Genomic DNA, 13,096 nt, shown 5'->3' with positions numbered 1-13,096 from the left:
AGCGCAAAAAGCCTTCCGTGACGCCGTACAATCTCGTGCCAAGACAGTCCTGAACGCATCTGGTCCTGAGGGGGCACATATGTTTTGTATTTTGATGATGTCAAGCGGGCCAGTCACGGGCCACTGTCAGCACAGATGAAGGCGTCTCCACGCCTGATGGGCGGCGTGGGCAGGCCGCCCCCACCCCGGCGGGGCGGTTCGATGCGGCGGCACCAGACCCGCACGGCCTACACCTTCCTGCTGGTCCCCCTGATCTTCTACCTGATCGTGCGCTTCCTGCCCACCCTCTCTGCCCTGCGGCTGAGCCTGTTCGACTGGAACATCCTCAAAGACACCCAGCCCTTCGTCGGCACCGAGAACTATCAGCGGTTGTTCGCCGACGAGAAGTTCGGTCAAGCGCTGCGGAACACCGCGCTGTACACCGTCATCGGCGTCCCAGCGCAAATCGCGCTGGGACTGATCGTGGCCCTGCTCCTGAACAAGATCATCGCGTTGCGCGGGCTGTTCCGGGCGCTGTACTTCGCCCCCTACGTCACCCCCATCGTGGCCGCCGCGTGGGTCTGGCAGTGGCTGTTCAGCCCGCAATTCGGTCCGGTCAACACCTTTTTGATCTGGCTGCACATCACCCCGCAGAACTTTCTCAACTCCCCGGATCAGGCGCTGGCCACCACGGCGGCGCTGGTGGTGTGGCAGAACCTGGGCTTTCAGATCGTGCTGTTCCTGGCCGGGTTGTCGGCCATTCCCCGCAGTTATTACGAGGCTGCCGAGATCGACGGTGCGAACGGCACCCAGGCGTTCTGGAAGATCACCTGGCCGCTGCTCAATCCCACCATCGTGTTCAGCGTGGTGACCGGGACCATTTCTTACCTGCAACTGTTCACGCAGGTGGTCAACCTGAACTTCACCGATCAGGGGGGACCGCTGGGCAGCACCATGACGGTGGCGCTGTACATCTATCAGATCGCGTTCGGACGCTTCCAGATGGGGTATGCCTCGGCCATCACGGTGGTGCTGTTCCTGATCATCCTGGCCATCACCCTGTTCCAACTGCGCTTCCTGACCCGGCGGTATGACCTATGATACGGATTCCGTCTGTTTCGTTAACAAACCGGGACAGCTCCGGTTCGTTAACTCCACGCCCGGAACCCGTTTGTCTCCTACTCGCTTCGCTCAGATTTTCAGGTGTTTCCAACACCTTCCAATCGGAGTTTGTATGACCACGACACTGGACAAACCTGACACCCGTGAAACGGCGGGCGATCCTCGCCCGCAGCGCCGCCTCAACACGCCGATGCTGCTGGCCTACCTCGTGCTGACCGTGGGCATCGTGGTCACGCTGTTTCCCTTCATGTGGATGCTCCTGACCAGCCTCAAGAGCTTTCAGGAACTGTTCAACCTGAGCTTTCTGCCCGAATCGCCCACCCTGGACAACTACCGCCAGGTCCTGCTGGAAACCAAGTTCATCCAGTGGTTCGGCAACAGCCTGCTGGTGGCCGGGGTCACCACCGCCACCGTGCTGTTCTTCGACTCGATGGTGGGCTACACCCTGGCCAAGTTCGACTTTCCCGGCAAGAACCTCATCTTCATCCTGATCCTGTCCACGCTGATGATCCCCACCGAGATGCTGGTTATCCCGTGGTTCGTGGGGGTCAGCGACATCCACCTGACCGGGAGTGTGCCGGGAGCCTACTTTGCGATCATGTTCCCCGGCCTGATGAGTGCGTTCGGGGTCTTTCTGATGCGGCAGTTCTTTGAGACGCTGCCCGATGACCTGCTGGAAGCGGCGCGCATCGACGGCATGAGCGAGTTCGGAATCTTCTGGCGGATCGCTTTGCCGCTGGTTCGCCCGGCGCTGGCCAGTCTGGCCATCTTCACCTTTCTGGGCAACTGGAACGCGTTCCTGTGGCCGCTGATCGTGATCCAGAGACCGGAGTTCCGCACGCTGCCAGTGGGCACCGCGCTGTTTAACGGGGAGGCGGGAACGCAGTGGGGGCTGATCATGGCGGCCAGCAGTCTGGCGGTGATTCCGGTGCTGATCGTGTTCGCCATCTTCCAGAAGCAGATCATCGAGGGCATCGTTCTGACCGGGATGAAGGGCTAAAGACGACATTCTGGAACGCAGCGTTAGAGCAGAAGCTCCAACGCTGCGTTGCTTTTTCTGACCCGACAAAAACCCTGAAGTGACCCGTCAAGGTCAGTCTCCCAGCTTTACACGGTGATCTTTACCTTCCCAATCATCGCCGTAGCGCCGGGTGAAATTCAGCGCCGAGTGACCTGACAGTTCCTGCGCCAGGAACTCCACACGCCACAACCCGAAAACGCCTGCCTGCGCCTCACACTCCTGCACTCCCTCCCAGACCGCCGCCGCGCCGAAGCCAAAGCTCAAGGTAAATGGGCGGGTGTCCTCGATCCACAGGGACAACCCGGCAGGCAGCTCGAATGACAGTGAGTCGGTGCGCCAGAAACGGATTTTCGGAGGCGGTCCACCTTCCAGATAGCGCTCCTTCACCGCCGCCAGTGCCTCGTAAGCCTGACCGTGTTCGCGCGCCCACAGCAGCTTCAGGTACTCGGCGTGCGCCCAAACGAGGGGCATGGCGCTGCCTGCCGGTTTGCCCGGCTGAAACGCACGGATGGGCGGCGCATCCCAGACCTGTTCGGGAAAAAGGCCGCCGGGACCGCTGGAATGCAGCATGGCCCCGATGTACGCGTCTGGCGACTCGCCCGCCAGCAGCGCCAGATGCGCCCGCTCCCCGGCCAGTAGCGGCCAAGGACGCCCAATGCCCTGGCCCAGATACGGGCCGCCGTCCGCCGTATTGCCGTAGCCGTCGTGCTGATAGCGGTAATACAGCGGGCCGACGGGCGAGTCGTAGCGCAGTTCGCCGTCCACCACTTTCAGGGTGTCACGGATACGCGGATCGTCGGCGCGGCGCAGGCCCACGCGCACCAGATAGCCAAAATCGAGACTGACCAGCCCGCCCGCCTGCACCGTCAGGCCGCCCGTGTTGCCGATTTCCACGGTCTGCCGCCCCGGATTCTGTCCGGCCTGCGGCGCGATTCGGATGTAATAGCCCGGCACGCCATATTTCTCGGCCAGCGGGGCGTCGTCACCCGTCACGTAGCACCACCCTTCTAAACGGGCGTTCCAGTCGTCGGCCAGGGCCAGCGCGTAATCGGCCTGCTCTGGCTCCAGCCACGGCACGGCAGCCACCAGCGCGGCGATCATGATCCCCAGGGTGTAGGCCGTGACGCCGCTGTTTTCCTCCCAGCGGTCTTCCTGACTGAGCGGGCCGTGACGGGCGATGTAGCCTGCGGCCCGCCGTGCCGCCCATTCCAGCGCCTCCTGCCGGAAGGCCGAATCCAGCCCCTCCTCGCGCAGCTTGCCCATCAGCAACAGCACGAAGGCGGTTTCATCCAGTTGATCGCCAGACCAAAACGGCTCACCGTTGGGATACAGGTTCTGCGGCCAGTGGCCGTCTGGGGACTGCGCCGCCAGCAGGTAATTCAGGCTGCGGAGGGTGTCGTTCGGCTGCCCCACCGCCAGCAGTCCGGTGGCCGCCTCCACCATGTCGCGCGGCCAGACCAGGTGGTAGCCGCCCAGATCGCTGTGCGCCTGCCCGAACGGCACGCTCAGGCTGGCGATGATGGCCCCGGAAAAATCGCTGCCCTCGTGGACACGGATCACCTGGGCGCTCAGGCGGGCGCGGTCACGTTCCTCGTCGCTGCCTGCCGGAAGCTGAAGGCGGCCCGTCCAGTGCCTCCAGTTTTCCAGAAACTCGGCGCGTTGCTGAGCATAGGGACGCTGAAGACTGCCGCGCGCATGGATGGCCGCCCCTGCCGCATGCCGTGCGAAGGCCAGCGCCAGCGTGCCACTTGCCGACTTCAACTCGCCCATCAGGGCCACATTGCCGCCCTCGGCCCGCGCGTACTGCCAGGTCATCTGGCCGTGCTGCGCGAAGTCCTGCCAGCCGTCGCTGACCCCCACGAAGCCCGCGCTCATGCCACCGTAGCCGCCGCTGCACGACATCGCCAGCGCCGCGTCCCCTCGCGTGGCATACAGCATGCCGCCTTGCACCCAGGCCGTATTGTCCGCGCCAGAATCGGCCAGATGCGGGGCCAGCAGCGCGTACAAAGTGCCGCCACCTTCCAGCGAGTAGTTGATCAGCAGAGAGTCGTTCTCAATGGACGGCATGATTTCCAGACGAAGTTTGAACGCCGGATCATCCGCGTGGACATGCATGACCCCGATCAGCGGGCCAGTCTTACAGGGCGTCAGGGTATAGGTGCAGTCGCGCTTCACGTCCACCCAGCCGCCTGCGGTTTTGACGATAAAGGTCAGGTCACGCACCTGCGGCTCACCGCTTGAGGGCCAGTAGACCTCGTTGACCACGCCGTAGCCGACGGCAGCCCGCACCCGTCCGCCGCCCAGCGCCCCGGTCACGGCGTCCTTGGCGCTGCTGGTCCATTTGGGTTTCAGGCCGGGACTTCCAGGGGCCTCAGGGGCGTAGGGATCAGGGTGGATCGGGCTGAGAGGTGGAGAGCTGGGGGTCATGCGTTACTCCGTGTAGGCGATGGTGCTGAGCAGCGCGTTCTCGGCCTGCCGCGAATCCAGCCGGGTGTGCTGCACGATGATTGGCGTATCCGAGCGGATCACCGATGCGTAGGCCACGCTGAGCGGAATCGGCTCCGGGTCTGTCAGCGTGTTGAAGCGCTGGTGCAGCGTGCGCCGCGCTCCCACCGTCAACTTGTACGGCCCGACGGGATCGCGGTCCTCGAAGTAGATGGTGATTTCAATGTGTGCATCGCGGTCATTCGGGTTCAGGATGCATGCCGCCTCATGCGATAGCAGTTCCGGTTCGGGGCCGTTGCTCCAGCCGGGAATCCAGCCTTCCGGGATGGCCCAGACAAGTTTGCCGATATCGGAAGTGGAGGAATGGGACATGGGAATAGCTCCTTTGAGAGAGTTGAAAACACGGCTTCTCGCTCCTCCATCTTTGTGAGGCAGGAACGTGATGAGAGCAGCAGGAGTGAGGAGGCCACTAAAGAGGCGTTGTTACTTCACCGGCCCGAACAACTCCGCCCGCTGCTTGACTCGCTGCGGCTGCCCGTCCGGCACCTGACCCCGGCTGAAACGTTCGCCCAGCCGTGAACTCAGGGCCATGATGGTCAGCGCGGGATTGGCGCTGCCCTGCGTCGGACAGGCGCTGCCGTCCGTCACGAACAGGTTCTCCGTTCCCCAGACCTTGTGATCGCTGCTGACCACGCTGTCCTCCGGCGAGAAGCCCATGCGGTTGCCGCCGATCAGGTGGGCAAAGCGCTCCACGGCGATGATGTCCTGCGCCCCGGATTGCTGGAGTAGCCCCTTGATGAAGCGCATGGCATAGGCGATGTTCTTCTTATCGTTGTCGTGCAAGGAGTGGTCAAAGCGGGCGACGGGCAGGCCGTTGTGATCCGTCACGTCCGCCAGCGTCACGCGGTTGTCGGCGTTCGGCAGCAGTTCGCACAGGCCGCCCAGGCTGGCCCAGTGGTTGTAGTCGCGCCCGTACTCGCGCAGCGCGTCGCCCCAGTGGCCCTCGCCCAGAATGTTGTGCGCGAAGCCGATGGGCAGCGGCCCGGTGGTCTGGATCGAAAACCCCCGCTTGAAACCGCGCTGGTCGTCAGTCTCGTAAAACTGCTCGGTGCTGATTTCGGGCGGCGGGGCCTTGTACGTCCGCAGCATTTCGGGAAAACGGCCCATCACCACGGGCGCACCCTGCACCATCACGTAACGGCCCACCTGATCGTGACGGTTGCCCACGCCGTCATCCCAATCCTTCTGGGCGCTGTTGAGGAGCAGGCGCGGCGACTCAATCGCGTAGCCCGCCACCGCGACTTTCTTTGCCCGCTGACGGCGAATCTGGCCGTCCCTGACGTATTCCACGCCCGTCGCCCGCGCCCCGTCCATCAGCACCCTCAGCACCGTGCTGTTGGCCCGGATTTCCGCGCCGTGGTTAATCGCGTCGGGAATGTGCGTCACCAGCGGGCTGCCCTTGGCGTTCACCTTGCAGCCCTGGAGGCAAAAGCCCCGGTAAATGCAGTGCGGGCGGTTGCCGAAGGTGCCATTGGCAATCCCCACCGGGCCGATTTTCAGGTTCATCCCGAATTTATCCGCCCCAACGATCAGCCGCTCCGCCGCGCCGCTGACCGGGTGTGGGCTATGGGTGTAGCGGTGAACGTGGCCCCAGGGCCAGTCCTGTCCGGCGGCGGGCAGCTCCACCTCGCACGCCTCGTAATGGCGGGCCACGTCCCAGTAACTGATCGGCCAGTCGGCCCCAACCCCGTCCAGCGACTGCGTCATGAAGTCGGACGGGTGAAAACGCGGTACATAGCCCGCGTAATGCACCATGCTGCCGCCGACGCCGTGACCACTGTTGTTCTTGCCCATCGCCACCGGATCAGCGCCGCCGATGATGCGTTTGCCATTCCAGTAGATGTGGTGAGAGGCGGCCTCGTCGCTGACCCAGTCAGCATCCGGGTCCCAGAAGGGGCCGCCCTCCAGCACCACCACCCGCCAGCCCACGCGGGCCATCCGCTGCGCCAGCACCCCACCGCCCGCGCCCGCGCCGACGATCAGCAGGTCAACCTCATCGTCATCGGTGTAGCGCCGCATCTTCTCCTGCGGCACGGCCCGTTTGTGAACGTGCAGCAGGCGGAAACTATCGTTTTCCTTGGGTTGGATGGCCCCTTTGAGCAGCCGCTTATAGCTGTTGGCCCGGAACTGGCGCGGATTGGCGGCGAGTTCGGCGGAAATGGCAGCGGCGCGTGCCGCCTCCGTTTTGAGCCAGTCAAGATCTATCGGCTTGTCCGCCTTGACCTTGCTGCCCAGATGTTGCTCGTTATCGCGCAGCAACTCCGCGTTGATATCGCGCGTTTCTGGCTTCTCCCAGGGTTCGCGCTGATCGCCGTCCTCGTCCAGCGCCATGCCCAGACGCATGTAGCCGCGCGGATAGGCCGGGCCACCGAAGCCCACCTCGTTCCAGGCCCACGGGTGACTGTAATAGCCCTCCAGCAAGTCGCCCGTGATGACCTGGAATGCCCGTTTGACATTCATTCCGTGCCACGCGCCGCCCGAAAGTTTGCCGTCCATAAAATCGCTGAGGATGGCGGCTTTCAGCTCTGGCGGGGCTTCGGCATACTCCGCTGCCCCGCGTTCCCGCGCCGTCTCGTCCAGTCCCGCCGCCGCCCGCCGCAAGGTGTCCTGCTCGCTGGGAAGGTCATCAAATTGATAGCCGTTGACGCCGCCACCGTTCGCCGCGTGCAATTTGGCGTCCACATGCGCCAGCACGTCCACTTTCGGCGCGGTGTGCTGGGCCAGCAACACGTCCGAGAAGGCGGACAGGGTGCGCCATTCCTGCGGCGTAAAGAACTTCGGATCACCGTAAGGTTCCAGCCGTTCCAGCACCACCTTGCGCGTCACCTCGTCCCAGGCGTTCTCCTGCGAGAGGGTGTCAAATCGGGGTAGCGCCCATGCATCTGCGGTGTGATTCCGGCCTGCTGGCGCGGCAGATAATTGGGATCTGGGGCCTGTCCACCGCGCTGCTTGGGCAGGTGATCTGCCGAGCGAAATGGGTTGGTCTGTGTGGCAGAAGTCTGGGGGCGCGATTTAGTCGTCATCCGCACCCTCACGCCGCACCAGAGAGGCCAGCAGGCCCATGCCGCCCACCATCGCAAACAGGCCGGGGGCGATCACGGGCGGCCCCATGACCACGTTGTAAGCCGCGAATTTCCAGCCGCCCGGCTTGCGGGACACCCCGCGAATGTGCATCACCAGGCCCACCGCCCCGGTCAGCATGTACAGCAGCGAGGCAGCGGGCAGAGCCGTTTTGGCCGCCTTCACACTGAAAATCCCCGCGATTCCGGCAATCACCAGCGGCGGCGTGACGATGATCGGAGACCACATCACGCGGTTGCCGAAACTGCCCTTGTAATGCTCGTAATAGACCTCCGCGCAGACCAGCAGGGCGCTGGCAGCGGTGACGCCGGACATGCTCTTTTCAAAGCGTCCGTGGTTCACATCGCGCAGGATGACCTTCACGTCGTTTTGGGCGCGTTTCTCCAGCCTATTCATTGGACCCCCATAGCGCCGCCGTACTCACCGCGCTTGCGCCCACGGCCACCAGACACCAGCCGCACAGTTCCTTTTGCTTCAGGTACGTGCCACCCGAACGCGAGACGGCGTACAGCAGGTCAAGGCCCACCTTGTATTTCGCCAGCGAACTGCCGCGCGAGACCAGAAGCAGCGTCAGCGCGTAGCTGCCAATGCCCAGCGGCCCGTCCGGCAGACCCAGCACCTTGCTGTCCTCGGAGGTGGTCAGCCTGTTGGATTGAAACACCTTGCCCGGCAGCTCCGGCAAGTGATGAATCAGATCAAACTGCCGGGCGCTGATGACCGCCAGCGAGGCCAGCGCCGCCAGGGTAGAAACGGTGGCCAGCTTATCGGCGGAGCGCATGGCTCATCCCCCAGATGCCCGCAGCAACCACGGCCAGCGCCCCCGCGAACAGAGTTCGGTGTTCGTCCAGCGGCAACTCCCAACTCATGGTTCTGGCGCGGTCATCAAAACGCCCGTGCATACCCCAGTCCTTCTCGTCGTCCAGCGGGTGAAACATATTGTCGGGGGCGTCCTTCGGCTGGACCTGATCGGTCATCTGGCCGTTGATGCAGGTTTTCGCCAGATACCAGTCGCCCACGGCGGGCAGGAAATTGTTGCCCCACACGGCCACCCAGGTGGGAAAGCCCACCAGCAACTCGCGACGTCCGGTGTCGGCGGCATACAGGATGGCGGCGGCGGGAATCTCCGGCTGGTAGATCGGTGGGACGGGCTGCGCCTTGCGGGGCATCCGGGTTCTGAGCCAGTCAAACTGCGGCGTATTGATGGCGGGCATCTGCACCATGCTGACGGTGACCTTGCTGTTCTCGCTCAGGAGTTCGGCCCGCAGCGAATCGCAGAAGCCCTGGATGGCGTGCTTGCTGCCGCAGTAGGCGCTCTGGAGGGGAATGCCCCGGTACGCCAGCGCCGAGCCGAACTGAATAATGCGCCCCGAATCGCGCGGCAGCATCCGCTTGAGGGCCGACAGCGTGCCGTACACGAAACCCAGGTAATTCACGTCCGTGACGCGCCTGTACTCTTCCGGCTTCATATCCTTGACATAGCTGAACACTCCAGTCATGGCGACATTCACCCACACGTCTATCGGGCCGAGTTCGGTTTCAATGCGCTCGGCTGCGGCCTCCACCGCGTCGGCGTTGGCGACGTCACACGGCACGACGAGGGCCTTGCCGCCTGCCGATTCCACTTCTATCTTCGCGCCTTCCAGTCCAGCCCTGCCGCGTGCGATTAAAGCCACGGTGTCGCCGCGCTTGCCGAAGGCAACAGCCACGGCGCGGCCCGCTCCAGCACTTGCGCCCGTGACGACGACGATTCTCGGTTTCTTACTTCTGGTCATGATGACCTCCATTCGGTCTGTAAATAGGGTTGGGCGTCCGCCGTCTTGAATGTCAGGCCAAGACCCGGCTGGCTGCGGTCTGGGTAGAGGTAGCCATCCCTGAGTTTGGGAACGCCGTCAAAAAACATGTCCTCAATGCGAATGTGGTCAAAGAAATACTCCACGTTGACCACATTCGGCAGCGCGGAGGCCAGGGAGGCGTGCAAGGCTGGGGCAGTGTGGGCGCTGAGTGGAATATTTGCGCCCTGCGCCTGGGCCGCCGCTAAACCAAAGCCGGATGCACCGCCGCAGCGCGTGCCATCGGCCTGGAGGGTGTCCACCGCCCCCGCCGCCAGCATGTGGTGAAAGTAGGTGGGCGTGTAGCCGTACTCGCCCGCCGCGATCTGCATGCCGCCGGGGCCACGGTCCCGCAAAAGCCTCAGACCCGCTAAATCGTCGCTGGAGACGGGTTCTTCAAACCACGACACGTTCAGATCGGCAAATTTCCCGGCGAATCCCAGCGCCTGCTTGCGGCTGTACGCGCCGTTGGCATCCACGAACAGGGCCACGTCGTTCCCGATGGCGGCGTGGGCGGCTTTCACGCGGTTCAGATCGTCTTCGGGGCGGCTGCCGATTTCATCTTGACGGCCTTCAAGCCCTGCTGCGCCCAGCCGCTGAGCTGCTTTTCCAGCTCCTGCACGCTGTAACTGGTGAAGCCGCCGCTGCCGTAGGCCAGCACGTTCTCGCGTACGCCGCCGAGCATCTGAACAAGAGACACGTCCAGAAGCCGCGCCTTCAGATCGTGCAAAGCAATATCCACCGCCGAAATCGCGCCCGCAGCCACACCCGGCCAGCCCAGATTCCGAACGGCCCCGGCCATCGTCCAGAAGTGGCGGGCGGTGTCCAGCGGGTTTTGTCGGTCCACAAAATCGCTGACGTTCGCCATGATCATTCCTCCATGTCTCGTATGCTGATCCGCTGTGTTTTCGGACCGCGCTGCGTTGTCATGATCTGCGTTTTCACGAGCAGCGAGGTCCGTGCCTGATACCCGTGTCCGGTCCATGCCAGGTCAACACCAGGAGCGTACCCCCAACTTTTTCGCACTCAGATGAAACATTTAAAAAAGATTGCGGCTCGGTGCAAGGTTCTTGATCTTTCTAATGGCATGGGGGCTGGTCCAGCAGGGTGGGGGCTGGGACTCCGCGCCGCCCTACTTGGGCAGGCGGCCCACCGTCGTCAGATGCACCCGTTCCTGGCGGGCCACCCGCAGAAATTCGCGCAGCACGTCCAGCATTTGCGGGGCGTTGTCGTGCAGCAGCACGATGCCGCCGGGTCGCAGGTTGCGTTTTAATCTGGCCTCCAGCCGCGCGTCGCCGGGGTTGGCGAAGTCGCCAGGATCATCGGTCCAGAACACGGTGGTCAGGCCCAGACTGCGTGCGGCTTCCAGCGTCTGCGGGGTGTAGTCGCCGCCGGGGGGACGGAAATAGCGGGCAGGCTTGCCTGTCAATTCCCTGATCACGTCGTTGTCCCACTGCATTTCCTGGGACGCCTCGGCGAGCGGCAGGGGCGGCAGGCGAACGTGGTGGTAGGTGTGGTTGCCTACCTCGTGGCCCGCTGCGGCCATATCGCGGACAAAATACGGGTAGGCGCGGGCGTTGCGCCCGATCACGAAGAAAGTGGCGTGATCGCCGCTGCGGCGCAGCAGGTCCAGCAGCAACGGCTCGAACATCGGGTGAGGCGCGTCGTCGAAGGTCAGGGCGGCGATGCGCCCGCCACCACGCCTGCCCCGGTACAGCAGCCCGTCATGCAGACCGCCCACGATCTGCGCGGTGGTTCGCCGGATATCCCGCACGTTCTGCCGCGCCTGACGGGCAGGTGCCGCTTGATCCGTCTGAAGCTTCGGCGTGGTTTCCAGCACCTGATCCGGCTCACGGTAGGCGGGCAGGTTGCCGGGGTTGACCCAGACCCGCTCGTAACTGGCCACGCTCCCCGCCTGCTCCTGCGCCGTCCAGGCCAGAAAGTCGTCGAGCCTGTTCCGGGGCACGCTGGCCGTCAGCACAGGCAGGGGGCCGCCAAAACCCGCGTAACTGCCCCGGTCGTACATGCTCAGGTCCACCTCGCTCAGGCTGGGACGGGCGGCCAGCACGCGGCGCACCACCTCGGCAGCCATCGGGCGAAGCGCGCCGCGCTCAGCAGGGGTCACCGTCACGATGGCGTGCGCGGCCTCGATAAAGCCATTGCTCAGGTACTCGACGCGGTAGACCTGCGCGATGGGTGGCGTCAGCGTCAGCGTGGGCAGCGGCGGCGCGGGGCGGGTGCCGGGCGCAACAGGCTGAATCTGGCCGGGCATCTGGGCTGCTTTTCGGACCAGCGTCGAAGGATGGACGGAAGGGGCGGCGGCGAAAGCGGCGGCCTGGTGAACGGTCCCGGCCAGCAGCAGACCGAGAACGATTCGTCGGGGCAGGATGCGGGTCAAGGAATCACCTGTAGGCGGCGCTCAGGAGCGCGAAGAGTCGAAGGGCAGGGGTGAAGACCTGCGCGGAATGGCCCACACTGGCCTGAGTCGAAGCCCATTTCAGGTTGGCGGCCATTCCGGCAGGGGTGTGGCCCTGCGCAGCGTACAGTTTGGCCGCTTTCAGGTACTGCGCCCGCGCTTCTGGGTTGCGGCTCTCCTTGCGCCAGACGTTCCCCAGCACGCCTGCGGCCAGCGCATTGTTCGGCTCCTCGGCCAGCGCGGCCTTCAGCCACTTCTCGCTCAGCTTCAAGCCGTCGGCAGTGGCCTTGCCCGTGCCGGTGCCCAGCAGGCCGCCGATGGCCCGCTCACCCCGGTAGTAGTCGAACTGGGAACGCACGTAATTCAGGCTCAGGAAGGACAGATCGGTGGGCTTGATCATTCCCTTGCCGTCCGCACGGGTAGAGGACGTGATCACGTCTCCGGGGCCAAAGCGGGCGTTTAGGAAGCGGTAGTCTCCAGCGGCCCAGGCCAGCACGCCGCCGTGACGTGCGGTGGGTGTGGGTTCGCTGGCATCCACCTCCAGATCTCCCGCGCCGCCCGGCAGCCGCAGCACGCTGGTCACATGGCCCAGGTTGCTCTCCTGGCCCTCCTGACTCTTCCAGACCATCACCAGCCCGGCGTCCAGCCCGGCACGCTCCAGAAGTCCGGCAATCACCACGCTCTGGAGCAGGCACTGGCGCTCGCCGTTCGTAGCGAGGCTGGCAAACTCGAAGCCGCGTTCCAGACTGAACCTCGGCACCACCTTCTTGATCAAGGCGTGTGCCCAGACGGCGGTTTCACGCGCCAGTCTGTCGCGGGCGTCGCCCCTCGCGGCCTTCAGCTCAGCCTTGCGGATGTCCAGCGCGGCCCCCAGCGTCTGGTCTTTTGCCGCTCCAGCCTTCAGCGGCAGGCCCGCTTTCAGGTACGCCTCGTCCAGCCAGTCGGTGAATTTGCCGTTGAGGCCCGCGAGTTTGTACGAGTCGGCGGCCAGGGTATTGAAATTTGTGCCGCCGTAAGTCAGGTTTGCCGGGGTGTGGTTTTCCGGGGCGGCCAGCGCCGATCCGAGCAGGCTGCACAGCAGCAGGGTCATGTGTCGTTGGCGCATCATATTGGGTCCTTTGAGCGGTGGGGAGACGCGTGGGC

At 64.3% G+C, this 13,096-nt stretch carries 12 protein-coding genes and 1 pseudogene; 2 read left to right on the top strand and 11 right to left on the bottom strand.

Features of this window, described 5'->3' with window-relative positions; translation table 11 throughout:
* The first annotated feature begins 135 nt into the window (after positions 1 to 135).
* Positions 136 to 1,080 (top strand): carbohydrate ABC transporter permease, encoded by a 945-nt coding sequence (locus tag DAAJ005_RS00835; protein WP_370519693.1) that lies wholly within the window; start codon positions 136 to 138, stop codon positions 1,078 to 1,080.
* 211 nt (positions 1,081 to 1,291) lie between these two features.
* Positions 1,292 to 2,101, top strand: a complete 810-nt coding sequence (locus tag DAAJ005_RS00830; protein WP_192930718.1) for a carbohydrate ABC transporter permease — start codon at positions 1,292 to 1,294, stop codon at positions 2,099 to 2,101.
* A gap of 93 nt (positions 2,102 to 2,194) precedes the next feature.
* Here DAAJ005_RS00830 and DAAJ005_RS00825 read toward each other — a convergent pair whose 3' ends face one another.
* The 11 genes and pseudogenes from DAAJ005_RS00825 to DAAJ005_RS00785 all read right to left on the bottom strand — a co-directional run bounded on the left by DAAJ005_RS00825 (position 2,195) and on the right by DAAJ005_RS00785 (position 13,061).
* Positions 2,195 to 4,549 (bottom strand): glycoside hydrolase family 15 protein, encoded by a 2,355-nt coding sequence (locus DAAJ005_RS00825; RefSeq protein ID WP_151845441.1) that lies wholly within the window; start codon positions 4,547 to 4,549, stop codon positions 2,195 to 2,197.
* A 3-nt stretch (positions 4,550 to 4,552) separates the two neighbouring features.
* Positions 4,553 to 4,939, bottom strand: a complete 387-nt coding sequence (locus DAAJ005_RS00820) for a sensory rhodopsin transducer (protein WP_151845440.1) — start codon at positions 4,937 to 4,939, stop codon at positions 4,553 to 4,555.
* Between the two features lie 111 nt (positions 4,940 to 5,050).
* A complete protein-coding gene (locus DAAJ005_RS00815) occupies positions 5,051 to 6,646 on the bottom strand; it encodes a GMC family oxidoreductase (protein WP_226342361.1) in 1,596 nt (531 codons plus the stop codon).
* Positions 6,647 to 6,916: 270 nt separating this feature from the next.
* Positions 6,917 to 7,650: pseudogene (locus tag DAAJ005_RS19390) on the bottom strand (gluconate 2-dehydrogenase subunit 3 family protein); the annotation flags it as partial.
* A complete protein-coding gene (locus DAAJ005_RS00810; RefSeq protein WP_151845439.1) occupies positions 7,640 to 8,104 on the bottom strand; it encodes a hypothetical protein in 465 nt (154 codons plus the stop codon). The gene DAAJ005_RS00810 and the pseudogene DAAJ005_RS19390, both read right to left, overlap by 11 nt.
* Complete coding sequence (locus DAAJ005_RS19035; protein WP_151845438.1) at positions 8,097 to 8,486, bottom strand: hypothetical protein; 390 nt, start codon at positions 8,484 to 8,486, stop codon at positions 8,097 to 8,099. Before DAAJ005_RS19035 ends, DAAJ005_RS00810 begins: the two co-directional genes overlap by 8 nt.
* Complete coding sequence (locus DAAJ005_RS00800; protein ID WP_151845437.1) at positions 8,470 to 9,480, bottom strand: SDR family oxidoreductase; 1,011 nt, start codon at positions 9,478 to 9,480, stop codon at positions 8,470 to 8,472. The genes DAAJ005_RS19035 and DAAJ005_RS00800 overlap by 17 nt, the downstream gene beginning before the upstream one ends.
* Complete coding sequence (locus DAAJ005_RS00795; RefSeq protein ID WP_370519692.1) at positions 9,477 to 10,061, bottom strand: enolase C-terminal domain-like protein; 585 nt, start codon at positions 10,059 to 10,061, stop codon at positions 9,477 to 9,479. Before DAAJ005_RS00795 ends, DAAJ005_RS00800 begins: the two co-directional genes overlap by 4 nt.
* A 5-nt stretch (positions 10,062 to 10,066) precedes the next feature.
* Complete coding sequence (locus DAAJ005_RS19385) at positions 10,067 to 10,405, bottom strand: hypothetical protein (RefSeq protein WP_370519691.1); 339 nt, start codon at positions 10,403 to 10,405, stop codon at positions 10,067 to 10,069.
* Between the two features lie 264 nt (positions 10,406 to 10,669).
* Positions 10,670 to 11,935 (bottom strand): polysaccharide deacetylase family protein, encoded by a 1,266-nt coding sequence (locus DAAJ005_RS00790; RefSeq protein WP_226342353.1) that lies wholly within the window; start codon positions 11,933 to 11,935, stop codon positions 10,670 to 10,672.
* Between the two features lie 4 nt (positions 11,936 to 11,939).
* The gene (locus DAAJ005_RS00785) at positions 11,940 to 13,061 is read right to left on the bottom strand and encodes a hypothetical protein (RefSeq protein ID WP_226342352.1); all 1,122 of its coding nucleotides are present in this window, start codon (positions 13,059 to 13,061) and stop codon (positions 11,940 to 11,942) included.
* Positions 13,062 to 13,096: the final 35 nt, after the last annotated feature.

This window comes from Deinococcus sp. AJ005 (genome assembly GCF_009017495.1).
In the GTDB taxonomy this organism is placed as follows: domain Bacteria; phylum Deinococcota; class Deinococci; order Deinococcales; family Deinococcaceae; genus Deinococcus.
This window is presented reverse-complemented; position numbering and strand designations above follow the sequence as displayed.